Annotated in this window: 24 protein-coding genes; 12 read left to right on the top strand and 12 right to left on the bottom strand. The window is 59.5% G+C overall.

Annotation, left to right across the window (positions count from 1 at the left end; all coding sequences use genetic code 11):
- Positions 1 to 28 precede the first annotated feature (28 nt).
- The 4 genes from ACV8MC_RS14700 to ACV8MC_RS14685 are packed head-to-tail and all read left to right on the top strand — an operon-like array spanning position 29 to position 4,594.
- The gene (locus ACV8MC_RS14700) at positions 29 to 1,960 is read left to right on the top strand and encodes a phospholipid carrier-dependent glycosyltransferase (protein ID WP_150637701.1); all 1,932 of its coding nucleotides are present in this window, start codon (positions 29 to 31) and stop codon (positions 1,958 to 1,960) included.
- Positions 1,957 to 2,907 carry an NAD-dependent epimerase/dehydratase family protein gene (locus ACV8MC_RS14695; RefSeq protein WP_150637699.1) on the top strand — a complete coding sequence of 317 codons (951 nt, stop codon included), beginning with the start codon at positions 1,957 to 1,959 and terminating at the stop codon, positions 2,905 to 2,907. Before ACV8MC_RS14700 ends, ACV8MC_RS14695 begins: the two co-directional genes overlap by 4 nt.
- 2 nt (positions 2,908 to 2,909) lie before the next feature.
- Complete coding sequence (locus ACV8MC_RS14690; protein ID WP_150637697.1) at positions 2,910 to 4,196, top strand: NAD(P)/FAD-dependent oxidoreductase; 1,287 nt, start codon at positions 2,910 to 2,912, stop codon at positions 4,194 to 4,196.
- Positions 4,193 to 4,594, top strand: a complete 402-nt coding sequence (locus ACV8MC_RS14685) for a GtrA family protein (RefSeq protein WP_224787285.1) — start codon at positions 4,193 to 4,195, stop codon at positions 4,592 to 4,594. The genes ACV8MC_RS14690 and ACV8MC_RS14685 overlap by 4 nt, the downstream gene beginning before the upstream one ends.
- A 113-nt stretch (positions 4,595 to 4,707) precedes the next feature.
- Here ACV8MC_RS14685 and mtnA read toward each other — a convergent pair whose 3' ends face one another.
- Positions 4,708 to 5,784 (bottom strand): S-methyl-5-thioribose-1-phosphate isomerase, encoded by a 1,077-nt coding sequence (gene mtnA / locus ACV8MC_RS14680; protein ID WP_236168428.1) that lies wholly within the window; start codon positions 5,782 to 5,784, stop codon positions 4,708 to 4,710.
- Positions 5,785 to 5,892: 108 nt separating this feature from the next.
- Between mtnA and ACV8MC_RS14675 the strand changes: the two genes are divergently transcribed.
- The 4 genes from ACV8MC_RS14675 (at position 5,893) to ACV8MC_RS14660 (ending at position 9,583) form a co-directional block, all read left to right on the top strand.
- Positions 5,893 to 7,227: a TRZ/ATZ family hydrolase gene (locus ACV8MC_RS14675; protein ID WP_095182244.1), complete on the top strand. Its 1,335-nt coding sequence runs from the start codon at positions 5,893 to 5,895 to the stop codon at positions 7,225 to 7,227.
- A 58-nt stretch (positions 7,228 to 7,285) separates the two neighbouring features.
- Positions 7,286 to 7,984: a bifunctional 2-polyprenyl-6-hydroxyphenol methylase/3-demethylubiquinol 3-O-methyltransferase UbiG gene (gene ubiG / locus ACV8MC_RS14670; protein ID WP_024013875.1), complete on the top strand. Its 699-nt coding sequence runs from the start codon at positions 7,286 to 7,288 to the stop codon at positions 7,982 to 7,984.
- A 4-nt stretch (positions 7,985 to 7,988) separates the two neighbouring features.
- Entirely contained in the window at positions 7,989 to 8,660 is a 672-nt protein-coding gene (gene mupP, locus ACV8MC_RS14665) for an N-acetylmuramic acid 6-phosphate phosphatase MupP (RefSeq protein ID WP_041478269.1), read from the top strand.
- 182 nt (positions 8,661 to 8,842) lie between these two features.
- Positions 8,843 to 9,583, top strand: coding sequence for a YciK family oxidoreductase (locus tag ACV8MC_RS14660; RefSeq protein WP_024013876.1), 741 nt, complete (start codon positions 8,843 to 8,845; stop codon positions 9,581 to 9,583).
- Here ACV8MC_RS14660 and ACV8MC_RS14655 read toward each other — a convergent pair.
- Positions 9,570 to 9,788, bottom strand: coding sequence for a hypothetical protein (locus ACV8MC_RS14655; protein ID WP_143498035.1), 219 nt, complete (start codon positions 9,786 to 9,788; stop codon positions 9,570 to 9,572). The two genes, ACV8MC_RS14660 and ACV8MC_RS14655, sit on opposite strands and share 14 nt — an antisense overlap.
- 157 nt (positions 9,789 to 9,945) lie before the next feature.
- Between ACV8MC_RS14655 and ACV8MC_RS14650 the strand changes: the two genes are divergently transcribed.
- On the top strand, positions 9,946 to 10,872 hold the full coding sequence (locus tag ACV8MC_RS14650; RefSeq protein ID WP_151552915.1) for a GGDEF domain-containing protein: 927 nt from the start codon (positions 9,946 to 9,948) through the stop codon (positions 10,870 to 10,872).
- A gap of 102 nt (positions 10,873 to 10,974) precedes the next feature.
- Here ACV8MC_RS14650 and ACV8MC_RS14645 read toward each other — a convergent pair whose 3' ends face one another.
- The 7 genes from ACV8MC_RS14645 to ACV8MC_RS14615 form a co-directional block, all read right to left on the bottom strand.
- The gene (locus ACV8MC_RS14645; RefSeq protein ID WP_406226932.1) at positions 10,975 to 11,736 is read right to left on the bottom strand and encodes a TenA family transcriptional regulator; all 762 of its coding nucleotides are present in this window, start codon (positions 11,734 to 11,736) and stop codon (positions 10,975 to 10,977) included.
- Between the two features lie 79 nt (positions 11,737 to 11,815).
- A complete protein-coding gene (locus ACV8MC_RS14640; RefSeq protein WP_457262402.1) occupies positions 11,816 to 14,275 on the bottom strand; it encodes an EAL domain-containing protein in 2,460 nt (819 codons plus the stop codon).
- A 137-nt stretch (positions 14,276 to 14,412) separates the two neighbouring features.
- Complete coding sequence (locus ACV8MC_RS14635) at positions 14,413 to 16,230, bottom strand: ABC transporter ATP-binding protein (RefSeq protein ID WP_457262400.1); 1,818 nt, start codon at positions 16,228 to 16,230, stop codon at positions 14,413 to 14,415.
- The gene (locus ACV8MC_RS14630) at positions 16,223 to 16,825 is read right to left on the bottom strand and encodes a DsbA family protein (RefSeq protein WP_178372427.1); all 603 of its coding nucleotides are present in this window, start codon (positions 16,823 to 16,825) and stop codon (positions 16,223 to 16,225) included. The genes ACV8MC_RS14635 and ACV8MC_RS14630 overlap by 8 nt, the downstream gene beginning before the upstream one ends.
- 35 nt (positions 16,826 to 16,860) lie before the next feature.
- On the bottom strand, positions 16,861 to 17,802 hold the full coding sequence (gene trhO / locus ACV8MC_RS14625; RefSeq protein ID WP_041478261.1) for an oxygen-dependent tRNA uridine(34) hydroxylase TrhO: 942 nt from the start codon (positions 17,800 to 17,802) through the stop codon (positions 16,861 to 16,863).
- A 152-nt stretch (positions 17,803 to 17,954) separates the two neighbouring features.
- Positions 17,955 to 18,254, bottom strand: a complete 300-nt coding sequence (locus ACV8MC_RS14620) for a BolA family protein (RefSeq protein WP_016770935.1) — start codon at positions 18,252 to 18,254, stop codon at positions 17,955 to 17,957.
- Positions 18,255 to 18,266: 12 nt separating this feature from the next.
- Positions 18,267 to 18,782, bottom strand: coding sequence for a DUF2059 domain-containing protein (locus ACV8MC_RS14615; protein ID WP_016770936.1), 516 nt, complete (start codon positions 18,780 to 18,782; stop codon positions 18,267 to 18,269).
- A gap of 191 nt (positions 18,783 to 18,973) precedes the next feature.
- Here ACV8MC_RS14615 and ACV8MC_RS14610 point away from each other — a divergent pair, with 191 nt between their 5' ends.
- Positions 18,974 to 20,368, top strand: coding sequence for a class II fumarate hydratase (locus ACV8MC_RS14610; RefSeq protein ID WP_256809736.1), 1,395 nt, complete (start codon positions 18,974 to 18,976; stop codon positions 20,366 to 20,368).
- 108 nt (positions 20,369 to 20,476) lie between these two features.
- On the opposite strand, the gene ACV8MC_RS14605 is transcribed toward ACV8MC_RS14610, so the two are convergent.
- Positions 20,477 to 21,436 carry a DMT family transporter gene (locus ACV8MC_RS14605; protein WP_252878678.1) on the bottom strand — a complete coding sequence of 320 codons (960 nt, stop codon included), beginning with the start codon at positions 21,434 to 21,436 and terminating at the stop codon, positions 20,477 to 20,479.
- A 210-nt stretch (positions 21,437 to 21,646) separates the two neighbouring features.
- On the opposite strand from ACV8MC_RS14605, the gene ACV8MC_RS14600 reads away from it, so the two are divergent.
- Entirely contained in the window at positions 21,647 to 21,838 is a 192-nt protein-coding gene (locus tag ACV8MC_RS14600) for a DUF6316 family protein (protein WP_130902159.1), read from the top strand.
- Positions 21,839 to 21,941: 103 nt separating this feature from the next.
- Here ACV8MC_RS14600 and ACV8MC_RS14595 read toward each other — a convergent pair whose 3' ends face one another.
- Positions 21,942 to 23,126 carry a thiolase family protein gene (locus ACV8MC_RS14595; RefSeq protein ID WP_457262396.1) on the bottom strand — a complete coding sequence of 395 codons (1,185 nt, stop codon included), beginning with the start codon at positions 23,124 to 23,126 and terminating at the stop codon, positions 21,942 to 21,944.
- Positions 23,127 to 23,229: 103 nt separating this feature from the next.
- A complete protein-coding gene (gene pap, locus ACV8MC_RS14590) occupies positions 23,230 to 24,744 on the bottom strand; it encodes a polyphosphate:AMP phosphotransferase (protein WP_457262394.1) in 1,515 nt (504 codons plus the stop codon).
- 227 nt (positions 24,745 to 24,971) lie between these two features.
- On the opposite strand from pap, the gene mnmC reads away from it, so the two are divergent.
- Complete coding sequence (mnmC, locus tag ACV8MC_RS14585; protein WP_457262392.1) at positions 24,972 to 26,951, top strand: bifunctional tRNA (5-methylaminomethyl-2-thiouridine)(34)-methyltransferase MnmD/FAD-dependent 5-carboxymethylaminomethyl-2-thiouridine(34) oxidoreductase MnmC; 1,980 nt, start codon at positions 24,972 to 24,974, stop codon at positions 26,949 to 26,951.
- Positions 26,952 to 26,953 lie beyond the last annotated feature (2 nt).

The raw sequence follows: 26,953 nt of genomic DNA, 5'->3' as shown, positions 1-26,953 counted from the left end.
TTAATTTTTTTCGAAATGGGGTGACACCTTGAAGTTTTATAAACTTTCAAGTCAATATTTATCGTCAATACGCGGCATACAGTTAATCAGCCTGGCAACGCTAGTCTATGCATTTTACATAGCCCTGAATTACGCCGGACAACCGCTGATTGAGCTCTTTGGCTTCAGACAAACACAAACAGCCTTGACCTCTTTCTGGTTTATTCAGGAAGGCTACAAACTTGCCTATGAAACTCCGGTTTCCGGTGCACCCTGGTCGATCCCTTTCGAATTCCCGCTCTACCAAGCGATCGTTGCGTTTATTTCTCAGCTGCTTGACAGTGATCTTGGCAAAACCGGAAGACTGGTTTCTTTTGCCTTCCTGGTCCTTTGTCTCTACCCCGTCAACGAAATTTGCAAATCGCTCAAGCTGAGCCGAAGCAGCTTCTATCTATTTGTTGGCCTGCTTTTTTCCAGCCCCATCTATCTGTTCTGGGGCAGAACATTCATGATCGAGACAATGGCGCTGTTCTTTGCCGTTCTTGCGATCAAGTACTTTCTGGACTTCCTCAACGCAAAAGGAAAATGGGCGGCAGCAGGCTTTTTCGTCTGCATTTCGCTGGCCATTCTTCAGAAAGCGACAACCGGTTTGCCGGTGCTCGCGGTGCTTGCCTTCGTCTTCCTGTTTTACGAAATTGACAGAAACAAGAGCATCATCGGCGCAATTTCCGTCAAAAATATTATCTGGGCGGTCACCCTGTTCGCGCTGCCGATTGTCATTGGCTACGGTTGGACGTTCTACACCGATATCATTAAATCCAAAAATGAATTCGGGATGAGCATTACCTCTCAAAGCCTGTCTGCGTGGAACTGGGGAACACTGACACAGCGCCTCTCCATGCCGCTCTACTCTGATGTCATCTGGTCGAGAATTATCAAGGGTAACCTGTCGGGCATATTCGGCATTGCAATCATCCTGGGCGCTTTGCTTCTGTCGAAAAGCAATAAGCTGAAATTCATTATCGTTGCAGCCTGTGCACTGGGCATATTGCCTCTGTTTATCTTCACCAATCTCCACCTTGTGCACACCTACTACCAGTCCGCCAATGTCATTTTCCTCATATTCGCTCTGGCAGTCGCCGTTGCCGAGGGTCTGGAGGGAGCACGCCGGACAGTGATCTCGGCAATTGTTTTCCTCGCCTTGGTACTGAACAACTACGGCGCCTTCGCCAATGACTATTTCAATAAGGTTCATGAAGATCTCAACATCGGCAACTCTCGGGATCTGATGCTGGGTGAGGCGCTTAAAAGGAACATGTCTCATGACGAAGGGCTTGTGGTGTATGGCAATGACTGGAGTTCCTCGATCGCCTACTATGCCGAACATAAATCCTTCACCGTACCGGATCGGTTCCGCAACCTGAACAAAGTCATCAATACGCCAGAAGCCTATCTGGGCGGCCTGCCTCTGGGCGCGATTTCCTCCTGTCCCGAAGCGCCGGTACCCACCGTGCGCCAACTGGTTGACTGGAAGCACAACGGCACTCAATGGAAAGCTGCTGAAGTCTGGAACTGCATTGTCGCCTTCCCCGAGAAAACCATCGGCCTTGATTTGCCGAAGGTAAAGACAGACTGCCAAGGTAATCTGGACTATGTAGGCGATACGACGAGCAAGACGCCTGACACTGTTCAGTTCAAAGGCTGGACAACGATTGATGGTTCGCAGAATACAATCCCGTCGCAGGTCTACATAACGCTGACCGACGCGAATGGAGCCGTGAAGTACTACAACGCGGTGCAATCCTACTACTACGGTGTGGGCGACTTGTTCAACCGCCGAGACATAGTCAATGCGGGTTTTGGAAGAATCATCGACACCTCGACCTTGTCCGGAAAATATACCGTTGGTGTCGAACGAGTCGTGGATCAACAAATGCAGGTTTGCCAATTCAGCAAAGAACTTCAGGTTAATAAAAAATGACCAGTATTAATCTCAAAGAGCGGATCATCCTTCCGGGCGGCGCTGGCCTCGTTGGGCAAAACCTGGTCGCACGCCTGAAAGCGAAGGGCTACGAAAATATCGTGGTCATCGACAAACATGTCAAGAACCTGGAAATCCTCAAACAGGTACAGCCGGAAATCACCACGGTACTTGCCGACCTTTCCACGCCAGGAGACTGGCAAGAGTATTTTATCGGGGCAGATGTAGTGGTCATGCTGCAAGCACAGATCGGCGGCAACGACTACAGCGACTTCGTCCACAATAATGTGGACGCAACACGCCTGATCCTTGACGCGATCAAGACCAACAGCATCCCGTACCTGGTACATATCAGCTCCTCGGTCGTTGAATCCGTGGCTGATGATTTTTATACCAATACAAAGAAAGACCAGGAACAAATGGTTCTGGCCAGCGGCATTGCGTGCCCGATACTTCGGCCGACGCTGATGTTTGGCTGGTTTGACCGCAAGCATCTGGGCTGGCTGTCCCGCTTCATGAAAAAGGTTCCGGTATTTCCGATCCCGGGCCACGGCCGTTATATGCGCCAGCCCCTGTATGTGGGTGACTTCTGCAATGTCATCATCAGTTGCATCGAACAGCGAGTTCATGACGGAATATTCAATATCTCTGGCCATGAGAAAATTGATTACATCGATATCATCCGTGAAATAAAGCGCGCCACACACGCTAAAACCATTATTGCGAAAATACCTTACAGCATTTTTTACGGCCTTATCTGGACGTGGAGCCTGTTTGACAAAAACCCACCGTTTACCACACAGCAGCTGGCATCTCTCAGCGCGAAAGACGAGTTCGAAGTCAACGATTGGCCCGGTACGTTTAACGTGCCCTATACCCCATTCGCTGCGGCCGTGAACGAAACCTTCAATGATCCGAAGTACAGCAAAGTTGTTTTGGAGTTTTAAGCATGGCGCAACGAATTGCCGTTCTTGGTGCAGGCCCAATGGGATTGGCCGTGGCCTATCAGTTGGCACGCGATGGCCATACACCCGTCATTTTCGAAGCCGATGACCGTGTAGGCGGGATGACCGCGCCCTTCGATTTTTCGGGCCTGAGTATTGAGCGCTACTATCACTTCCACTGCATTTCCGACCACGCCTTTCTTAAAGTTCTGGACGAACTGGGCCTGGCTGGGGAAATGCGCTGGACCGAAACCAAAATGGGCTACTGGTATCAGAACCGACTTCAGGCCTGGGGCAACCCAATCGCGCTGCTGAAGTTCAAAGGACTGAGCCTGACAGCCAAATTCCGTTACGGTCTGCATGCGTTTCTGTCAACCAAGCGCAACGACTGGAAGCCGCTGGACAATGTTGAAGCGACTGGCTGGATCAAGCGCTGGGTGGGTAACGAAGCGTGGGAAGTGCTTTGGCGTCGCCTGTTCGACTATAAGTTCTATGACCACACTGGCAACCTCTCCGCGGCTTGGATCTGGAGCCGCATTCGCCGCATTGGCAGATCCCGGTACAGCCTTTTCAAGGAGAAACTGGGCTATCTGGAGGGCGGATCGGAAACACTGCTGAATGCGCTGGCACAGGATATTCGCCAACACGGTGGTGAAATCCGCTTGAAAGCCCCAGTCACTCGAGTAGTGATCGAAAATGGCGCGGTAAAAGGCGTCGAGGTTGAGGGCATGGTCGAGCCATTCGACAAAGTCATCAGCACCATTCCGCTACCTTACGTGCCAAAAGTCATGCCCGATCTGCCTGACGAGATATTGCAGCGTTTCAAGGCGCTGAAAAATATCGCGGTAGTGTGTGTCATTGTAAAATTGCGCAAGGCATTGACAGAGAACTTCTGGCTAAACACCAATGACCCTGAAATGGATATTCCAGGGCTGGTCGAATACAGCAACTTACGTCCGATGGAAGAACACATTGTCTATGTGCCTTTCTACGTACCGGGCGAGCATCCAAAATTTCAGGAACCTAACGAAGTGTTCCTGGATAAAGTTCGTCGATATCTAAAGAAAATCAATCCGGCACTGACCGATGATGACTTCATTGATATTTATGCCAGCCGCTACCGTTACGCCCAACCCATCTGTGATCCTGGCTATCTCGATCGGTTGCCACCGGTACAGTTACCGGTAACGGGTCTATGGGTCGCGGACACGTCTTATTACTACCCTGAAGATCGAGGCATCTCTGAAAGTATCGATTTCGGGCGAAAAATGGCCAAGGATGCTGCAGAGTGAAAGAAACACTGATGAGCCGGCAGTTCCTGGCGTTTCTTGTGACGGGCGGCACCGCTGCCGCCGTCAACTTTTGCTCCAGACTGCTCTACAGCCTTTGGTTCGACTTTTCGACAGCTGTCATTCTGGCTTACATCACCGGGATGATTACGGCGTTTGTACTGGCCAGGCTTTTTGTGTTCCGCGACAGTAGCCAATCAACGCACCGATCGGCGTTTTTTTTCATACTGGTGAATCTCGTCGCGGTGGCACAAACCTGGTTGATCAGCCTGGGGCTTGCACACTATTTACTTCCCGCGATGGGAATCACACTTTTTGCCAACGAGATCGCTCATGCGGTCGGCATCATAGTTCCAGTGTTTACCAGCTATTTGGGACATAAACGCTGGTCGTTCAAGTAATGCGCTGACGGCTGCAAAAAATGTCAGCCGACGCGTCTGCACCTCCCTATTCATGACAGTACTGGCTGCGATCCGAAGCCCGTACTGTCATGACCAGGTTTTCTTCCATCCTTTCAATGCAAACGCTTGCGGCACATCAGCTGGGCCATTTTCGCGGTGTCCGGGCGTTCGACGATGCCTTTCTCGGTGACGATCGCGTCGATCAGATCCGCCGGGGTGACATCAAACACCGGGTTGAACGCTTCAACATCGGCACCGACGCGTTTACCGCCAACTTCAAGCAGTTCGGCGCCATCACGCTCTTCGATCGGGATGTCATCGCCGCTGGCGAGGTTCATGTCGATGGTCGAACTCGGCGCCACCACCATGAAGCGCACGCCGTGGTGCATGGCGTTGACCGCCAGTTGATAGGTGCCGATCTTGTTCGCCACGTCGCCATTGGCGGTGATGCGGTCAGCGCCGACGATCACCCAGGTCACGCCTTTGGTTTTCATGATGTGCGCGGCGGCGGAGTCGGCATTCAGGGTCACCGGGATGCCTTCGTTGGCCAATTCCCACGCGGTCAGCCGCGAGCCCTGCAGCCACGGCCGGGTCTCGTCGGCATAGACGCGTTCGACCATGCCTTCTATATAAGCCGCGCGGATCACTCCCAGCGCAGTTCCGAACCCACCGGTGGCCAGCGCGCCGGTGTTGCAGTGGGTCAGGATGGCTTGAGCGTTGCCCTGATGCTTGCGAATCAGATCGACGCCAAGCTGCGCCATGGTCAGGTTGGCCTCGCGGTCGCTTTCATGAATGGCGATAGCTTCGGCTTCCAGCGCCGCCAGCGGATCGGCGTTGCTTTTCAGGCGATCCAGGCGATCGTGCATGCGGCCCAGCGCCCAGAACAGATTGACCGCGGTCGGACGCGAATCTGCCAACAGCGCGAAATCCTCTTCCAGTGCCGTGTACCAGTCGCCGCCCTCGGCAATCCGCGCCCGCGCCGCGAGGACGATGCCATAGGCCGCACTGATGCCAATAGCCGGCGCGCCCCGCACGACCATCGAGCGAATCGCTTCGGCCACGCCGGCGGCGCTGGTGTAGGCGATCCAGTTTTCCTCGAACGGCAAAATACGCTGATCCAGCAGGTGCAGCGCGCCATCACGCCAATCGATGGCCTTCACTTTCTCCGCAGCCAACAGTCGATCGCGCATCCCACACCCCGCACTCATGAACAAAAGCCGCCGATTATAGCGATCCCCCCGCGAAGACGCTCGGGTATACTTCGCCATCCTTTACAAAAGCACTGGAACCGACCCTCGATGCCGAAACCTGCCATTGCGCTCGACCTGTTATTGCTGCCGACCTGGCTGGTCCCCGTCGAACCCGCAGGCGTGGTGCTCAAGGAGCACGGCCTGGGCATCCGTGACGGTTGCATCGTGTTTATCGGCCCGCGCGCCGAAGCGTTGAAGTGTAACGCGACAGAAATCCGTGAACTGCCGGATGTTCTGTTGGCGCCGGGACTGATCAATGCCCACGGCCACGCGGCGATGACACTGTTCCGTGGCCTGGCTGACGATCTGCCGCTGATGACCTGGCTGGAAAACCACATCTGGCCGGCCGAAGGCAAATGGGTCGATGAGGATTTCGTCCGCGACGGCACCGATCTGGCCATCGCCGAGCAGATCAAGGGCGGCATCACCTGCTTCTCTGACATGTATTTCTTCCCGAAAGTCGCCAGCGAGCGCGTACACAACAGCGGTATCCGCGCGCAGATCGCCATTCCGATCCTCGATTTCCCGATCCCCGGCGCCAGCAGTGCCGACGAAGCCATTCGTCAGGGCGTCGAATTGTTCGGGGATCTCAAGCATCACGAACGCATCAAGATTACTTTCGGCCCTCACGCACCCTACACCGTCGGTGATGAGAACCTGGAGAAAATCAGGGTGATCGCCGAGGAGCTGGACGCCTCGATCCATATGCATGTGCATGAAACCGCATTCGAAGTGCAGCAGGCCGTCGAGCAGACCGGCGAACGGCCACTGGCGCGCCTGGGTCGCCTTGGCCTGCTCGGCCCGCGCTTCCAGGCGGTGCACATGACCCAGATCAGCGATGAAGACTTCGCGCTGCTGGTAGAAAGCAACAGCAGCGTGATCCACTGCCCGGAATCCAACCTCAAACTGGCCAGCGGCTTCTGCCCGGTCGAACGTTTGTGGCAGGCTGGGGTGAACGTTGCCGTCGGCACCGATGGCGCGGCGAGCAACAATGATCTGGACCTGCTCGGCGAAACCCGCACCGCCGCCCTCCTGGCCAAAGCCGTGGCCGGTTCTGCCACGGCGCTGGACGCTCATCGCGCCTTGCGCATGGCCACTCTCAATGGCGCCCGTGCGCTGGGGATCGAGGCGCAGGTCGGCTCGCTGGAGATCGGCAAAGCCGCAGACATCGTCGCCTTCGACCTGTCCGGTCTGGCGCAGCAACCGGTGTATGACCCGGTGTCGCAGCTGATTTATGCCACCGGGCGTGATTGCGTGAAGCACCTGTGGGTTGCCGGCAAGCAACTGCTCGACGACCGGCGCCTGACCCGCATGGACGAACAACAGCTGGGCGAGACCGCCCGCCACTGGGGCCAGCGCATCAGCGGCCACACCGAATCGTAAACACCGCGGCGCAATATCCGCGGCTACAGCCCTTTTCAGGTTTTTCGAGGAATTGAACATGAGCAACGTCGACCACGCCGAAATCGCCAAATTCGAGGCCCTTGCCCATCGCTGGTGGGACCGTGAAAGCGAATTCAAGCCGCTGCACGACATCAACCCGCTGCGGGTCAACTGGATCGACGAACGAGTCAATCTGGCCGGCAAGAAAGTCCTCGACGTCGGTTGCGGCGGCGGCATCCTCAGCGAAGCCATGGCTCAGCGCGGCGCCACCGTGATGGGCATCGACATGGGCGAAGCGCCGCTGGCGGTCGCGCAACTGCATCAGCTGGAATCCGGGGTCAGCGTCGAATACCGGCAGATCACCGCCGAAGCCCTCGCCGACGAAATGCCCGAGCAGTTCGACGTGGTCACCTGCCTGGAAATGCTCGAGCACGTGCCGGATCCATCGTCGGTAATCCGCGCCTGTTTCCGCATGGTCAAGCCGGGCGGCCAGGTGTTCTTCTCGACCATCAACCGCAACCCGAAGGCGTATCTGTTCGCGATCATCGGCGCCGAATACATCATGAAGCTGCTGCCGCGCGGCACCCACGACTTCAAGAAATTCATCCGCCCCTCCGAGCTCGGCGCGTGGAGCCGCATGGCTGGCCTGACCGTCAAGGACATCATCGGCCTGACCTACAACCCGCTGACCAAGCACTACAAGCTGGCCAACGACGTTGACGTCAACTACATGATCCAGACCCTGCGCGAGGAATAAGCCGATGGCCATCAGAGCGGTACTTTTCGACATGGACGGCACCCTGCTCGACACCGCGCCGGACTTCATCGCCATCTGCCAGGCGATGCGCGCCGATCGCGGTCTGCCGCCGATCAACGACAAGCACATCCGCGACGAAATTTCCGGCGGCGCCAAGGCCATGGTCGCGGTGACGTTCTCGATGGATCCGGAATCGCCGGGCTTTGAGGAGCTGCGTCTGGAGTTTCTCGAGCGCTATCTGGTCGGCTGCGCAGTGCACAGCAAGCTGTTCGACGGCATGGGCGAACTGCTCGCTGACATCGAAAAGGCCAACCTGATCTGGGGCGTGGTCACCAACAAACCGTTGCGTTTCGCCGAGCCGATCATGCAGCGCCTGGGGCTGGCCGAGCGTTCGGCGCTGCTGATCTGCCCGGATCATGTGAAGAACAGCAAGCCGGATCCGGAGCCGCTGATCCTCGCCTGCAAGATGCTTGATCTGGATCCGTCGACCGTGCTGTTTATCGGCGATGATCTGCGCGATATCGAATCGGGCCGCGATGCCGGCACCAAAACCGCTGCGGTGACTTACGGCTATATCCACCCGGACGACAACCCACGGCACTGGGGCGCGGACGTGGTGGTAGATCACCCGCTGGAGTTGCGCAAGGTGCTCGATAGCGCGCTGTGCAGTTGCTGACCTGACTGTTGCAAATTCCCTGTGTGGCGAGGGGATTTATCCCCGCCGGGCTGCGAAGCGGCCCCCGCTTTTATCCAGGCGATGTGACACACAGGTTTTGCGACGGCTTCGCCGCCGAACGGGGATAAATCCCCTCGCCACTGGGTGAAGCAGGTCTTCATGAAATGGACTATGAGGTTTTTATGTTTGATTACACCGCTCGCCCTGAATTGCTCAAGGATCGGGTCATTCTGGTCACCGGTGCCGGCCGTGGCATTGGTGCGGCTGCGGCGAAAACCTATGCCGCCCACGGTGCCACCGTGCTGCTGCTGGGCAAGACCGAAGCCAATCTGACCGAGGTCTACGACGAAATCGAAGCAGCGGGCCACCCGCAACCAGCGGTGATCCCGTTCAACCTCGAGACCGCCCTGCCCCATCAGTACGATGAGCTGGCGGCGATGATCGAAACCGAGTTCGGCCACCTCGACGGCCTGCTGCACAACGCTTCGATCATTGGCCCGCGCACGCCGATCGAGCAACTGTCCGGCGAAAACTTCATGCGGGTCATGCAGGTCAACGTCAACGCGATGTTCATGCTGACCAGCACCCTGCTGCCGCTGCTCAAGCTCTCGCAAGATGCTTCGGTGGTGTTCACCTCGAGCAGCGTCGGGCGCAAGGGTCGCGCGTACTGGGGCGCTTACGGTGTGTCGAAATTTGCCACCGAGGGCCTGATGCAAACCCTGGCCGATGAAGTGGAAGGCGTTGCGCCGGTACGCTCCAACAGCATCAACCCGGGCGGCACGCGCACCAGCATGCGCGCGCAGGCGTATCCGGGGGAAAATCCGCTGAACAACCCGACACCGGAAGAGATCATGCCGGTCTATCTGTACCTGATGGGCCCCGACAGCGCAGGCGTTAATGGCCAGGCGTTCAACGCCCAATAACGCCATACGTCGCATTTGTTGCCGCGGCAGAATGCTGTCGCGGCAAGCCATTGTCGCTCATAACCGTCACAAAGCCACCAATAACCCAGCGCGGCTGCTTGGCATTCGCCAGCAAGTCATTGATTCGAAAAGCTTTAAATAAAATCGAACCGAATGGCACGCCTTTCGCTCTAAATTCCCTCAAAACATGCCGTGTGATGGCCATGGGGCAAACGCCGATTTCGATAGCTGACTGATCGTCTTGCGGCAGACTAAACTTACGCCAAACGTCCTACGGGACTGATGGATCAGTACGACGCGCAGCCCATAGCCGCTCTCACCCAGCCTGTAAGACAGACTTACTGCTTAGGGGCTCACGCCATATGAAATCTCCTTCCCAGACCCATGCAATTGACTTTGACAGTGCCAAATTGCAGCGCCTGGGCTTCGGTCAACTACCGGCGCTGATCGAGCGCCCGACCAGCCTGGCGCAACTGCGTCAGCAAATGAGCCTGCAACTGCAAACCAGCCTTGAGCCACAGCGCATCCTTGGCCTGTTCTTTCGCGAAATTCAACGCCTGGTGCCGCTGGACGCCCTGAGCTATGTGCATCAGGCCAGTGACTTGCGCCTGGAGTTCGGCACACGCGGCCACCACTCGGTCAGCTACATCCTGAGCCACGAAGGCGAGCACATGGGCGAACTGGTCTTCCGCCGCAATCAGCGTTTCAACGACAAGGAACAGGGCGACCTCGAGTCGCTACTGTCCTGTCTGCTGTACCCGATGCGCAACGCCCTGCTCTATCGCGCCGCGACGCAAAGTGCCTTGCGCGACCCGTTGACCGGTGCTGGCAACCGGGTAGCCATGGAGCAGACCTTGCAGCGCGAGATCGACATGTCGCGCCGCCATGCGCAGCCGCTGTCGGTACTGATGCTCGATATCGACCACTTCAAACGGGTCAATGATGACCACGGGCATGGCGCCGGTGATGACGTGCTCAGAGCCATTGCCGCGTCGATCAAGGCGCAACTGCGCAACGTCGACATGGTGTTCCGTTATGGCGGCGAGGAGTTTCTGATCCTGCTGTCCAACACCGGTCGCGAAGCGGCGGCGATGGTTGGCGAGCGTTTGCGCCAGGCGACGCAGTCGGAGGAATACTTTGCCGATGGCCAGTTGATCGAGATCACCGTGAGCCTGGGATGCTCGACGTTGTTGCCGGGCGAGTCGGCAGACAGCTTGCTGCGCCGGGCCGACAGTGCGTTATATGTCGCAAAGCGCGAGGGGCGGAACCGGCTGGCGATGGCCGGCTAAAAATCATTGTGGGAGCGAGCCTGCTCGCGAAGAGGGAGTGTCAGACAACGATTCGTTGCATGACCCACCGCTTTCGCGAGCAGGCTCGCTCCCACAGTTCAATCAGCTTTCGGCTACGGTCCTGCGCTCGCGGTTGACCAGCAAGCGCTCCGAAGTCTCCAGCTGCATGCACCGCTCCAGAAACAGGTACATGTAGTCATAACTCTTGCAGATCGCCTGCCGCAATTCCGCCTGCAAAGCCTTGCTCGGGTTCATGCCGGCCAGGGTGCAGATGATTTCCAGCGCTTCCCACGGATGGGCATCGTCGTACTGGGCATGCATCTTCAACCACTTCATCGCGCGCTTGCGATCTTCTTCCGGAAACGCCGCGGCGTAGACCCCGGTCGAGCAGACCACCGCTGACCACTCCCCGGTCGCCCCTTCGATCGCATAGTTGGTCGCGGCAATCGCCACGATCAGCGAATCCGCCGAGCTGGTGTGCCAGCACCAGTGACTCAGAGCATGCAGCTCCGGCGGCACTTGCTGGGCCTGGAGATCTTCGAGACTGACGCCATGGGCGCGACTCCAGTGCATCCAGTAGTCGGCGTGATTGAGTTCGACGCGGATGTTGCGCATCAGCCAGCGCCGCGCCATGTCTTCGCCGGGATGGCGGGCAAAGCGGGTCTTGGTGAGGTTCTGCGCCATGTACAAGGCAAACTGCTCGACCACCGGCCAGCCGCCGATGAGGTACTGGCGCATGGTTTTCGCGCTGAGTCTGTTGTCACGCATGCGCTGATAAAGTTCATGTTCGACAACCCGGCGCTTGCTCTCGCTGCAATCCTTGATGAGCTGTTGCGCCCAGGCAGGATAACTTGCAGCTTCCATGAGGGGTCCGGTTCGGTTGAATGTGTCGATCACTGTTCGGCTCCTTTTGAGTTGTGATGGCAAGGATCGGCGAGAGACTTCAACGGAACGTGCCAGGCGCTTTGAACAACAACGGCTGCGGTCTGGCAGGACGACTTTGCAAACTGTCACAGGTAAACAACTGCGGACGCTCGATGACATACCCCTGAGCGTAATCCACACCTATTTCAAGCAACGCCTGTTCGATCTGGTTAGTTTCAACAAACTCGGCAATTGTCTGCTTACCCATAACATGACCGATGTGATTGATCACTTCGACCATTGCCCGATTAATCGGGTCGTCCAGCATATCCTTTACGAAACTCCCGTCGATCTTCAGGAAGTCTACAGGCAAATGTTTCAAGTAAGCGAATGAAGACATTCCGGCACAAAAGTCATCCAGAGAAAAGTGACAACCTAAGCCTTTGAGTTCATTGATAAAACGAATTGCACTGCCAAGATTTGCAATTGCACTGGTTTCGGTAATTTCAAAACAAATCATTTCAGGCGGTATAGCGTAGTTAACAAACTGTTCCCGCAGGAAGTGCAAAAACGCGTCATCTCCTATAGTAATGCCTGACAGATTAATCGCACACATTGCCAAAGGAAGTTCATGTTCCTGTTCAATACACTGGGCAATAACCTTGAAAACGTTTTGAACTACCCAGCGATCTAACTGGGTCATCAAACCATAACGCTCCGCCGCCGGAATAAAGCTGTCAGGCAAAATCATTCGTCCGGATTCATCATGCAGGCGCAGGAGAATTTCGATGTGTCCGGCCTGGCCGGGTTGCGGCTTGAGCGGCGCGATCTGCTGGGCATAAAGGCAGAAGCGGTTTTCTTCGAGCGCCATGTGCAGCCTTTGCACCCAAGCCATTTCACCGAAGCGCATGGACAGTTCGGAGTCGTCCGCATGATAGACCTGCACGCGGTTGCGGCCCTTTTCCTTGGCCATGTAGCAAGCCATGTCCGCCGCACGCAGGGAGGCTTCCAGGGTGGTCGGATTCTGCGCGACATGTACCAGGCCAATACTGACGGTGGTCAGGAACGGCCGTCCTTTCCAGACAAAATGCAGATTCTGCACGGTCTGACGCAGGTTTTCGGCAATCTTCTCGGCGATGTCAGGCGGGCAGTTCTCAAGCAAAATCCCGAATTCGTCGCCGCCCAGTCGCGCCAGGGTATCGCCCTCGCGCAGGTCTGATTGCAGCAGCGTGCAGATATGCCGCAGCAACTCATCGCCCGCCGCATGACCACAGGTGTCGTTGACCAGTTTGAACTGGTCCAGATCGAGGAACATCAGTGCATGCCGGCCGGGCTGGCGTGTCAGGTTGTGCAAGGCCTGTTCGAGGCGATATTCGAATTCGCGGCGGTTGGCCAGCCCGGTCAGCGCATCGTGGGTCGCCTGCCAGGACAGATTGGCGATGTACTGCCGCTCCTGAGTCATGTCGTGCAGCACCAGCACCGTACCGCTGACGTTGCCGGCATTGCGGATCGGCGCGCCGACCAGGGTCACCGACAGGGTGCTGCCGTCCAGCCGCTGGATCAGCTTGGAATGTTCGCTGCCGCCGCTGAGCTGGCCGCTGAGAATGTGCTCGATCAACGTCAGCCCTTCGGTCTGGGCGTTATCGTCGAGCAGGTTGAACAGCGCCGACAACGGCAGCCCCGCCGCCTGCTCGGCCTTCCAGTGCGTCATGGCCTCGGCGGCGGGGTTCATGTAATCGATCGCGCCGTTGACGTCGGTGGTGATCACGCCATCGCCAATCGATTGCAAGGTGATGTGCGCGCGATCCTTCTCCAGTTGCAGCGCCTGGGCGAATTCATGGCGTTGCCTGAGCAGTTTGTGCGTGCGCCACAGCGCCAGCGCGATCAGCCCCAGCGCGGTGGCCAGGTTGGTGAACAACAGCAGGCGCATGATCACCCGCGAGCCTTCGCCCAAGGCATCGCTGAAGGCTCTGGCGGCTGGGGTGACTGCATCGTTGATGGCGAAGATCTGTAACTTCCAGCGCTGCACATCGCCCGGGCTGGCCTGGTTCTGCGCAATGCCCTGGTGCATCTCCTGCGCGACTTCGTGCAATCGGTCGAGATAGGCATCGCCAATCGTCCAGCGATCGATCGCGGTTTCCAGATAACTGTAGTGGCGAAAATTGAGGTACAGCCAGATGACGCTGGAGACATCGTCCGGATGATTACCGCCCTTGAGAATGCCTTCGCGCGCCGCTTGCAGATCAGGCGGCTGACGATCCAGTGCCAGGCGCAATTGGTGCCCGCCCTGGGGAACGGCGATCGCCGTCAGGTATTTGCGGTAGATCGCCTCGTCGCGGCTGTCGGCGTAGAGGTTGAGGTAATAGATGGCGTCTTTCTGGCCCTTGGACCACAGGCTTTCGCCAGCGACGTAGCCTCGCACGGCCGAAAGCACGTAAAGGCTCACGCCCCCCAGTAATGCCTGGAACACCACGACAGCAATAAAGGGCCAGACGATACCCAACAACCGTGGTGTTCCCAGAGTCTGCTTTTGCTTCATGAGATTCCTTGCATGAGCACTGCCCGCTCGCCTTCCGGGCGAATTCGCTATGACGAGACTAGGTGGGGTTCTCGTTCAAGGCAAGGCGCGGCGTTACACCGCGCGCAGAACCTCTGACAGGTCGGCAAGGGTTTCGATCAGTGCTGTTGCAAGTTGCCGTAGAGCTTGGCGTACAGACCGCCGTCGGCGATCAGTTGGCGATGGTCGCCGTCCTCGGCGATCTGCCCGCCGTCGAACACCAGTACGCGGTCGGCCTGCTTCACCGCCGACAGGCGATGGGCAATGATCAGCGTGGTGCGGCCATGGAGAAACTTCGCCAGCGCCTGGTGCAGGTTGTACTCGGTGGCAGCGTCGAGGGCCGAGGTGGCTTCGTCGAGAATCACCACTTTCGGCTCGGCGAGAATCATCCGTGCAATCGCCAGACGCTGGCGCTGGCCGCCGGACAAGCGCACGCCGGAACGACCGACGATGCTGTCGAGGCCAGCGGGCAGCGCGCGGATGGTTGCGGCCATTTGCGCGATTTCCAGCGCCTGCCAGCAGGCTTCGTCGCTGCGCATGCGGCCCATGGTCAGGTTGGCGCGCACGCTGTCGTTGAACAGCGCCGGATGCTGCAGCACCACCGCGACGTTCTCGCGCACCGTCTCCAGACCGATCTCCTGCTGGGTCGACCCGCCAAAGCGGATGGTCCCGGCCGCTGGCGTGTACAGGCCCAGCAGCAACTGCACCAAGGTACTTTTGCCGCCGCCGCTCGCCCCGACAATCGCGACTTTTTCGCCGGGCAGGATCGACAGGTTCATCTGATCCAGAACCAGCTCGTCGCCGTAACCGAAGCTCAGGCCTTGCACCTCGATGCCGACGGTGTCGCGCCCCTTGAACGGATCGACGCCGCCGGGATACTGCGGCTCGTCGGCACGCGCCAGCAGTTCATTGATCCGCGTCAGCGCACCGCCCGCCGCGTAGTAGGCGTATTGCAGATTGAGCAGTTGTTCGACCGGGCCGATCATGAACCACAGGTAGCTGAACACCGCGAGCATCTGCCCGATCGACAGGTCGGAAAACAGCACGGTGAGCATCGCCGCCGCGCGGAAGATGTCGATGCCGAACTGGAACAGCAAACCACTGGCGCGGTTCGAGGCGTCGGTTTTCCACTGCGAGTTGACTGCGTAGTTGCGTACTTCCTGCGCGCGCACACCGAGGCGCCCGAGGAAATAGCCCTGACGATTGCCCGCGCGCACTTCCTGAATCGCATCGAGGGTTTCGCTCAGGGCCTGGGTGAAACGCGAGGTGCTGTCGTTTTCCAGCTTCTTCAGATGCTTGACGCGTTTGCCCAACTGCACCGTAGCATAGATCACCAACGGGTTGAACAGCAGAATCAGCAGCGCCAGCTTCCAGTGCATCCACATGAGGATGCTGGCGGTGCCGACCAGGGTCAGCATGGCGACGAGGAAGCGGCTGAGGGTTTCGCCGACGAATTTGTCGAGGGTATCCAGATCGGTGACCAAATGCGTGGTTACTGTGCCGCTGCCGAGGCTTTCGTATTCGCCGAGGGAAATGCGCTTGAGCCGCTCGATCAGGCGTACGCGAATGCGGTAGACGATGTCCTTGGCCAGGCGCGCGAACAGCCGCGATTGCAACACGCCAAAACACAGGGCGCTGCAACGCAAGGTCAGGGTCACCACCAACATCAGGCCGATATAACCCGCCGCCTGCTGCCACATGCTCGGCAGAAAATGATTCATGACTTTCAGTGCGGCATCGCCGTGGCCGAGCAGCACTTCGTCGACCAGCAACGGCAGCAGCAACGGGATCGGCACGCTGCACAGCGTCGCCAGCACGGCCACGCCGTTGGCGATCCACAGGGATTTCTTGTGATGCAGTGCCAGACGCCGGACTTCAGCCCAGCTCAGCCGGTCGACACGCTCTACGGCTGGCGTGTCATCGGCGCGGTCAGACACAGGCCGCGCGCTCCAGCCAGCGGCCGAGCAACGGCGACAGCTCGCTGAGCGGTTGATAGCCGTTGGTCAGCAGCGCCAGTTGCCCGTTGCGCTCGGCCAGCAGGGTCGGAAAACCGGCGATGCCCAAGTCCTGCACCCAGGTGAAGTCGGCTTGGGTCGCCCTGTGCTGATCGGCATGATCGAACAACGCCGCGAATTCGATACGCGGCACACCGGCCTGCTCCGCCAACTCGACCAGCACGCTGGCCTGGGTGACATCGCGACCTTCGGCGTAAAACGCCTGCTGGATCAGCCCGACCAATGTCCACGCGCAATCCGGCGCCAGACTGCGCGCGGTGACAATGGCGCGACAGGCAGGCTCGGTGTCGTAGACAAAACCGTCAGGCAACGCGCCGTCGAACTTGAACGGCTGGCCGGTGGCCTCGGTGACCGCTTGCCAGTGCTCGAGAATGTAGCGCCGCGTGGTCGGCTCCAGCGCCGAACCGCTGCCGGTGCGCAGACCGCCGACCACCAGATGCAGCTCGACCCCGGCTGCCTGCGCCTGCTCGACCAGTGCCTTGGCCACCGGAGCAAACCCCCAGCACCATGAACACATCGGATCCATCACATAGAGCAGGCGCGCAGACATGATTAAGCCTCGGAAGATGCTTGCTTATAGTTGTAGCCGATCGGGTGCGGCTGATTGCGTGCCTTGGCCAGTTCGATCTGCTTTTGCCGATCGATGGCGCTGCGCCGGGTTTTCTCGCTGAGCTTGTCCCAGCAATGCGGGCAACTGATGCCGGCGACGTAGTGCTCGGAGGCGCGATCTTCAACGCTGACCGGCGTGCGGCAGGCATGACATTGATCGTAGTCGCCTTCCGTCAGGTCGTGACGCACGGTGACGCGGTTGTCGAAGACGAAGCAGTCGCCGCGCCATTTGGTTTCTTCCTGCGGCACCTCTTCGAGGTACTTCAGGATGCCGCCCTTGAGGTGGTAGACCTCTTCGAAGCCTTCGCCGAGCATGTAGCTCGAGGCTTTCTCGCAGCGAATGCCGCCGGTGCAGAACATCGCGACCTTCTTGTGCACGGCCGGGTCGAAGTGTTCTTTGATGTAGTCGGGAAACTCGCGAAAACTGGTGGTTTTCGGATCGATGGCGCCTTCGAAGGTACCGATCGACACTTCGTAGTCGTTGCGCGTGTCGATCAGCAGCACTTCCGGGTCGCTGATCAGCGCGTTCCAGTCTTGCGGCTCGACGTAAGTGCCGACCTTTTTGTTCGGGTCAACGCCTTCGACACCGAGGGTGACGATCTCTTTCTTCAGCTTGACCTTGGTGCGATAGAACGGCTGTTCGTCGCAGTACGATTCCTTGTGGTCAATGTCGACCATGCGCGGATCGTTCTTGAGCCAGGCGAGCAGACCGTCAATGCCTTCGCGGCTGCCGGAAACCGTACCGTTGATGCCTTCTTCGGCGATCAGCAGAGTGCCTTTGATGCCGTTGTCGACCATCGCTTGCAGCAGTGGCTCGCGCAGGTCAACGTAATCTTCGAGGGTGACGAACTTATACAGTGCCGCCACGACAATCGGTTGTGTCATGGGTATTTCTCCAGGTGGCTACCCTCGCAAAGGGTGAACCGGATTCAATAAAAAACGCGCCGGCTAAGCGGCGCGTTGCGGATTCTAGCAAAAAACATCACCGCCTGCGGCTGTGCCCTGTAGGAGCTGCCGAAGGCTGCGATCTTTTGATCTTAATGTTTGCTACCGCCGGCACAGGTCGGCGACGCCGGAGCGCCGTCGATCTCTGCCCATTCCTGCGGGGTGTAGGTGTGCAGCGCCAACGCATGGAACTCGCCCATCAGCTCGCCGAGCGTGCCGTAGACTTTCTGGTGGCGCTTGACCCGGTTCAGGCCTTCGAACTGCGCGCTGACCACCACCGCCTTGTAGTGGGTCTGTGACCCGCGACTGTGCATGTGGCTTTCGTCCAGCACTTGCAGGTGCTCAGGCTGTAACAGAGCCAGCGTCGATTCGATGCGTTGTTGCATGGTCATCACGAACTCCGCTTACTTCTTCTTGGCTGGCGCCGCGGCCGGGGTCAGCTCTTTGGTCATGTCGTCGAGCAGCTTGTTGACCACTGGCACCGCGCTTTCCAGTTTGCCCTGGGTCATCTGCGCCGACTGCTGGGTCAGCTGCGGCATTTTTTCCAGGACTTTCTTGCCCAGTGGCGACTGGTAGAAGGCAACCAGATCTTTCAGCTCGGATTCGCTGAAGTTGCTGGTGTAGAGCTTGACCATGTCGGGCTTGAGCTTGTTCCAGCCGATGGCCTGGTCCAGCGCGGCGTTGGCCTTGGCCTGGTAGGTTTCGAGCACGGCTTTCTTCGACTCAGGGGCTTTGGTCTGTTCAAAGCGCTGGGCGAACATTTGCTGCACTTGCATGTACACCGGGGTACCCAGCTTGTCAGCGTGAGCCAGCGTCAGGAAAGCTTCGGCACTGGCGTTGTGGCTGGCGGTATCGGCAAGCACCTGGCCGCTGGCGCAAACCAGTGCAACCGCGGTACAGATGGCGCGAAGACGAGTCATCGAGTTTCCTTTAAGCAAAGCGAGGTCGAACCCCAAGGGCGACCATTCTGCGCCTAACAATCGCTATGGCTCAACCCCCGGCCCTTGCCGCGCTTGATTGGCGGGGTTTTGCGGTCAACAATCGAGCCGATGGAACCACCCGGGCCGATGCCGGCCTAAATTGCGCCAACAGACCAACAGGAGTGTGCACGATGAGCCGTATCGAAACCGACAGCCTGGGCCAGATCGAGGTCCCGGACGACGCTTACTGGGGTGCTCAGACGCAACGCTCGCTGATCAACTTCGCAATCGGTCAGGAACGCATGCCGCTACCGGTGCTGCACGCCCTGGCGCTGATCAAGAAAGCCGCCGCACGGGTCAACGACCGCAACGGCGACCTGCCCGCCGACATCGCTCGCCTGATCGAACAGGCCGCCGATGAAGTGCTCGCCGGCGAGCATGACGAGCAGTTCCCGCTGGTGGTCTGGCAGACCGGCAGCGGTACCCAGAGCAACATGAACGTCAACGAAGTGATCGCCGGTCGCGCCAACGAACTGGCCGGCAACCCGCGCGGCGGCAAGTCGCCGGTGCACCCGAACGATCACGTCAATCGCTCGCAAAGTTCCAACGACTGCTTCCCCACCGCCATGAGCATCGCCACCGCCAAAGCGGTGCAGGAACAACTGCTGCCGGCGATTGCCGAGCTGTCCGGCGGCCTCGCTGAACTGGCGGCACGGCACATGAAACTGGTGAAGACCGGGCGCACGCACATGATGGACGCGACGCCGATCACCTTCGGTCAGGAATTGTCCGGCTTCATCGCGCAACTGGATTATGCCGAGCGCGCCATCCGCGCCGCGCTGCCGGCGGTCTGCGAACTGGCGCAGGGCGGCACTGCGGTCGGCACCGGGCTGAATTCGCCGCACGGCTTCGGTGAGGCGATTGCCGCTGAACTCGCAGCACTGTCCGGTCTGCCGTTCGTCACCGCGCCGAACAAGTTCGCTGCACTGGCCGGCCATGAGCCGCTGGTGACCCTGTCCGGCGCACTGAAAACCCTCGCCGTGGCCTTGATGAAAATCGCCAACGACTTGCGTCTGCTGGGCTCAGGTCCTCGCGCAGGTTTTGCTGAAGTGAAGCTGCCGGCCAACGAACCGGGCAGTTCGATCATGCCCGGCAAGGTCAACCCGACCCAGTGCGAAGCGCTGTCGATGCTCGCCTGCCAGGTGCTCGGCAATGACGTGGCGATCGGTTTTGCCGCCAGTCAGGGGCACTTGCAGCTGAACGTGTTCAAACCGGTGATCATCCACAACCTGCTGCAATCGATCCGTTTGCTTGGTGATGGCTGCAGCAACTTCCAGCAGCACTGCATCGCCGGGCTCGAGCCGGATGCGCAGGTCATGGCCAAGCATCTGGAACGTGGGCTGATGCTGGTGACTGCGCTGAACCCGCACATCGGTTATGACAAGTCGGCGGAGATCGCCAAGAAGGCTTACAGCGAAGGGCTGACTTTGCGTGAGGCTGCGTTGCAGCTGGGTTATCTCACTGATGAAGAGTTCGATGCCTGGGTGCGCCCGGAGAACATGATCGAGGCTGGCGCCAAGGGCTGAGTCATGTAGCGCCTGAAAGTCCGTCTTCGCGAGCAGGCTCGCTCCCACAGGAAAATTGCATTGCAAAGTGGGAGCGAGCCTGCTCGCGAATTCAGGCGCCGCCGATCGTCAGCCAGGCACAACCCTGGCCCGCCGCGCCCTGAGCCCGGCAATCAACGATGGCCCCAACGCCACCAGCGCCGAACCCAGCACCACCAGCACCGCCCCGCCATAGCCCAGCGCATTGATCTGCTCGGCATGCACGTAGTCCGGCCAGATCCGCGCCGCAATCGCCACCGCAACAAATGTCACCAGCGGCGTGATCGCCAGCGTCGCACTGACTCGCGAGGCTTCCCAGTGCGCCAGCGCTTCGGCGAATGCGCCGTAAGCGATCAAGGTGTTCATGCAGCACGCCAGCAACAGCCAGCCCTGCCACGGGCTCAGGTTGAGCGCTTCCAGCGGATGTACCCACGGCGTCAGCAACAGCGCGCAGAACAGGTAGATCACCATCATCACCTGCAACGAATTCCACACCGTGAGCAATTGCTTCTGGCCCAGCGCATAAAAGGTCCACACCGTCGACGCCAGTAGCACCAACAACACGCCGGCGGTGTAATCGGACAGCGAAGTCAGCAGCTCGGCCAGGCGCTGATTGAAGAACAGGCCGAAGCCGATCAGCAACACCAGCAAGCCGATGCCCTGGCCAATGCTGAAGCGCTCCTTGAACACGAACAGACTGGCGATCAGCAGCATGATCGGACCCATTTGCACCACCAATTGCGCGGTGCCGGGGCTGAGCAGGTTGAGGCCCATCAGGTACAGCACGTAATTGCCGACCAGCCCCAGTACCGCCATCAGCACCAGCCAGCCGCCCTTCGGCCCGAGCACCTTGCGACTTGGCAGGCGCTTGACCGAAGCCAGATAAATGAAAAGGCAGCCGCCGGAAACCATCAGACGAAACCAGGTCACCGTGACCGGGTCCATCACCAGCAACACCTGTTTGAGCTTGATCGGCAGGATGCCCCACAGAAACGCGGTCAGCAGCGCCAGGAACAGTCCGTACACCCAGCGCCCCGATGAAATGTGCATGCGAACCTCAGAAGCCTGCTGACAAGGACACTCATTCTAGGCGTCCGGCTGCGCACAACACAGGGACAGTTGCCGCCAGGCCGCGAATGAAACTGTGCAGGTCGCAGCAGTAAACCGGCGCGCCGCCGTTGATCGGCCGGGCAGGCGCGCCAAGTGCTTCAGGCATAAGCTGATTGCAGACTTTTCAACGCATTGATCAGGGAGACCGACATGTACGCCATGCGCGCCGAGGACAGCGCCCCCGCCACCCGTTTTCGCAGCGACCGCGTGTGCCGGGTCAATGGCGAGCTGTATTTCAGCACCCGGGAAAATACCCTTGAGGGGCCGTTTGACGGTCAGGTGATCGAGCGGGAGATTCAGGCTTATATAGCGCGGATGCAGCGGCGGGATTCCAGCCGCTGAACCGTGGCGCTGCCTTCGCGAGCAGGCTCGCTCCCACAGGGGAATGCGATCACCTGTGGGAGCGAGCCTGCTCGCGAAGGGGCCTGAACGGGCAACCAATCCTTTAGCGCACCGCCTCAAACAACCCACTCGCCCCCATCCCGCCACCCACGCACATGGTGACGATGCCGTAGCGCAGATTGCGCCGCTGCAATTCCCGGATCAGATGCCCTACCTGGCGCGAGCCGGTCATGCCGAACGGGTGGCCGATGGAAATCGAGCCGCCATTGACGTTGTATTTGTCGTTGTCGATCTCCAGCCGGTCGCGGCTGTACAGGCACTGCGAAGCAAACGCCTCGTTCAATTCCCACAGGTCGATATCCGCTACCTTCAAGCCCTTCGCCTTGAGCAGTTTCGGCACCGAGAACACCGGGCCGATGCCCATTTCGTCCGGCTCGCAACCGGCGACGGTAAAGCCACGGAAAAACGCCTTCGGCTTGAGCCCCAGCTCCAGCGCTTTGTCCAGACTCATCACCAGTGTCATCGAGGCACCGTCGGACAGCTGCGAGGAATTGCCCGCCGTCACCGAACCGTCGTCGGCGAACACCGGTTTCAGTCCGGCAAGGCTTTCGTAGGTGGTGTCCGGGCGGTTGCAGTCGTCGCGCTCGACGACGCCGTCGACAATCTGCACTTCACCGCTGTTCTTGTCCTCGACCCGATATTTCACCGCCATCGGCACGATTTCATCGTCGAACAGACCGGCAGCCTGGGCCTGAGCGGTACGGATCTGGCTTTGCAGCGCATAGCGATCCTGCGCCTCACGACTGACACCATAACGTCGTGCCACCACTTCGGCGGTCTGGCCCATGGTGTAGTAGATGCCGGGAGTCTGTTGCTTGAGCAGCGGGTTGATCAGGTGATCGGTGTTGACGCTCTTCAGGGTCAGGCTGATCGACTCGACGCCGCCGGCGACGATGATGTCGCTGCAACCGGAGGCGATCTGGTTGGCGGCAATCGCGATCGCCTGCAAACCCGACGAGCAGAAACGGTTGAGGGTCATGCCGGCAGTGCCGGTGCCCAGGCGCGACAGTACCGCGACGTTGCGGCCGATGTTGTAGCCCTGCGCGCCCTCGTTGGAGCCGGCGCCGACGATGCAGTCCTCGACGCTGGCCGGGTCGATATCGTTGCGGGTCAGCAGCGCATTGACGCAGTGGGCCGCCATGTCATCGGGGCGGGTCTGGTTGAACTTGCCGCGAAAGGATTTGGCCAGGCCGGTCCGCACGCTGTCGACGATCACCACTTCACGCATGGCATACCTCATTGTTGTTGTCGGTTGAAAGTGGACTTGAGCATAAGTCCACCTTCTTGCCGACCGCGAGGATCATTCACCCGGCGTATGCGCGGCCATCGCTTCAGTCCTTGTGCTTTTTGGCCTTCTTGTCGGATTTCTCGAACGCGTCTTCCAGCGCGCGGTTGATCGTGCGCAATACTTTCACCCGTGCCCAGCGTTTATCGTTGGCTTCGATCAGCGTCCATGGCGCGATCTCGGTGCTGGTGCGATCGACCATGTCGCCGACCGCCCGGCGATAGTCGTCCCACTTTTCCCGATTGCGCCAGTCGTCCTCGGTGATCTTGAAACGCTTGAAGGAAATCTCCTCGCGCTCCTGAAAGCGCTCCATCTGCGTGTCCTTGTCGATCGCCAGCCAGAACTTGACCACGATGACGCCGGCATCGGCCAGTTGCTCTTCGAAGTCATTGATTTCGCCGTAGGCGCGCAGCCAGTCGGCCGGGGTGCAGAAGCCCTCGATCCGCTCGACCAGCACCCGTCCGTACCAGGAGCGGTCGAACACGGTGAATTTGCCCCGCGCCGGGAGGTGTCGCCAGAACCGCCACAGATACGGTTGTGCGCGCTCTTCTTCGGTCGGTGCGGCAATCGGGACGATGCTGTACTGACGCGGATCGAGCGCCGCTGCCACGCGGCGAATCGCCCCGCCCTTGCCCGCCGCGTCGTTACCCTCGAACACCGCGATCAGCGCATGGCGACGCATTCGTTTGTCGCGCATCAGCCCGGACAGGCGCGCCTGCTCGGTGATCAGTTGTTCTTCATAGTCTTTCTTGTCCAGACGCTGCGTCAGGTCGAGGCTGTCGAGCAGGTTCAACTGATCGACCGGCGTACCCAGCGGCGCGGCACTGACTTCGTGAGGATTGACGTCGGCACGCTTGAGCGCGTTTTGCAGACCTTCGAGGAGAATCTTGCCCACCGCCAGGCTGCGGTAATTGGCATCGACGCCTTCGATGACATGCCACGGCGCGTAATCGCGGCTGGTGCGGCGCAGCACCCGCTCGCCGTATTTGACGAACTTGTCGTAGGTCTGCGATTGCTGCCAGTCCAGCGGACTGATGCGCCAACTGTGCAGCGGATCGTCGGCCAGTGATTTGAGCCGCGCTTTCATCTGCTTCTTGGACAGGTGAAACCAGAACTTGAAGATCAACGCGCCTTCATCGCAGAGCATCTTTTCCAGACGCTCTGCGCCGGCGATGGCCTGGTCCAGACGCGGATCCTTGAACAGTCCGTGCACCCGACCCTGGAGCATCTGGCTGTACCAGTTGCCGAAGAAAACACCCATCCGCCCCTTGGCCGGCAGCATCCGCCAGTAGCGCCAAGCCGGTGGCCGCGCGAGTTCTTCATCGGTCTGCTGGTCGAAGGTGCGCACTTCGATCAGGCGCGGGTCCATCCATTCATTGAGCAGTTTGACCGTCTCGCCCTTGCCCGCCCCTTCGATGCCGTTGATCAGGATGATCACCGGAAAGCGCTTCTGCTGCTGCAACTCGAACTGCGCTTCCAGCAAGGCTTCACGCAGCGCAGGGACGGCCGCCTCGTAAGTGTCTTTGTCGATGGCGTGACCGATTTCAGCGGATTCAAACATGGGACGGCTCCTTCCAGGGTTCAGCAAGACTAGCGGATGATTACAGCACCTGAACAGATCGCAGCCTTCGGCAGCTCCTACATTTGCAATGCGTTTCCCTGTAGGAGCTGCCGAAGGCTGCGATCTTTTGAAATTTTCCCTGACACGCCCAAATCCCGTCTTGTGCTGGATCAGGCAGCTCGCGCGCGATCGGCTAGAATGGCCGCCTTGTGTTTGCCGAGCCTGCCATGAAAGCCGAAATGCCCCACGCCCAACTCGACTGGGACGACCAGGGACGCCCACGTTCGCGGGTGTTCGATGACGTGTATTTTTCCGATCAGTCGGGGCTGGAGGAAACCCGTTACGTGTTTCTCGAACAGAACCGTCTGGCCGAGCGTTTCGCTGCGCTGCCGGCGGATGGACGTCTGGTGATTGGCGAAACCGGTTTCGGCACCGGGTTGAATTTTCTCTGCGCCTGGCAGTTGTTCGAACAGCACGCGGTGGCCGGCGCGCGCTTGCATTTTGTCAGCGTCGAGAAGTACCCGCTGGCGCCTGCGGATCTGCGCCGAGCCTTGGCACTGTGGCCAGAACTCATGCCGTTGGCGGATCAGTTGCTCAGGCATTACGTGGCGATTCATCAAGGCTTTCAACGCATCACTCTGGCCAACGGCCGCGTGACGCTGACCTTGCTGATCGGCGATGCGCTGGAGCAACTGCCGCAACTCGATGCACAGATCGACGCGTGGTTTCTCGACGGTTTCGCCCCGGCGAAAAATCCGGACATGTGGACTGCTGAACTGTTCGTCGAACTGGCGCGGCTGGCTGCGCCGGGCTCGACCATCAGCACTTTCACCAGCACCGGTTGGGTCCGCCGTCTGCTCAATGCTGCCGGGTTCAAGATGAAGCGCACGCCGGGCATCGGCCACAAATGGGAAATCCTGCGTGGCGAGTTTCTCGGCTGGCCCGCCGAGGTGGCGGCGCCGCTACCGGCGAAACCCTGGTTCGCCCGCCCTGCTCCGTTATGCGGTGAACGCCGGGCGATCGTGATCGGCGCCGGCCTGGCTGGCTGCGCGACAGCGTCGAGCCTGGCGGCGCGCGGCTGGCAGGTGAGTCTGCTGGAGCGTCACGCGGCCGTCGCGCAAGAAGCCTCGGGCAACCCGCAAGGCGTGCTCTATCTCAAGCTGTCCGCCCATGGCACGGCGTTGTCGCAGTTGATCGTCAGCGGCTTCGGTTACACCCGGCGCCTGCTGGAAAGCCTGCAACGCGGCAGCGACTGGGATGACTGCGGCGTGCTGCAACTGGCGTTCAACGCCAAGGAAGCCGAGCGCCTCGCGCAACTGGCGGCGGCGTTTCCTGAAGATCTCTTGCAGTGGCTGGAGCAACCTGAAGCCCAGGCTCGCGCCGGTGTCGGCGTGGCCCACGGCGGCTTGTTCTACCCCGAAGGCGGCTGGGTGCATCCGCCGGCGCTGTGTCAGGCCCAGGCGACCCACACCAACATTGAGTTGCTCAGCCATCACGAAGCTTTGGAACTGCGCAAAGTCGCAGACCTGTGGCAAGCCTTCGACGGCGAACGTTTGCTCGCCAGTGCGCCGGTGGTGATCCTGGCCGGAGCCGCCGAAATCAAACGTTTTGCCCAGAGCGCCGAATTGCCGCTCAAGCGCATTCGCGGGCAGATCACGCGCCTGCCTGAAAACGCAGAGAGTCATGCGCTGGCCACCGTGGTGTGCGCCGAGGGCTACGTCGCCCCGGCGCGTCTGGGCGAGCACACCTTGGGCGCCAGTTTCGACTTCAACAATGACGATCTGACGCCCACGACTGCCGAGCACCAAGGCAATCTGGCGATGCTCGAAGAAATTTCCAGCGACCTGCTGACACGCCTCAACATCAGCGAGCAGCCACTTGCGAACCTTGAGGGCCGGGCAGCTTTCCGCTGCACCAGCCCCGATTACCTGCCGATTGTCGGCCCGCTCGCTGATCTGCAAACCTTCAATCAGACCTACGCAGCGTTGAGCAAAGACGCCCGGCAAGTGCCGGACCTCGCCTGCCCGTGGCTCGATGGTCTGTACGTCAACAGCGGCCACGGTTCTCGCGGGCTGATCACCGCGCCGCTGTCCGGCGAGCTGCTTGCCGCGTGGCTGGACAACGAGCCGCTGCCATTGCCACGCAGTGTGGCCGAAGCCTGCCATCCCAATCGTTTCGCCTTACGGCAGTTGATTCGCGGCAAGTGAAT

The organism is Pseudomonas sp. PK-RTE-24, from assembly GCF_054052265.1.
This window is presented reverse-complemented; position numbering and strand designations above follow the sequence as displayed.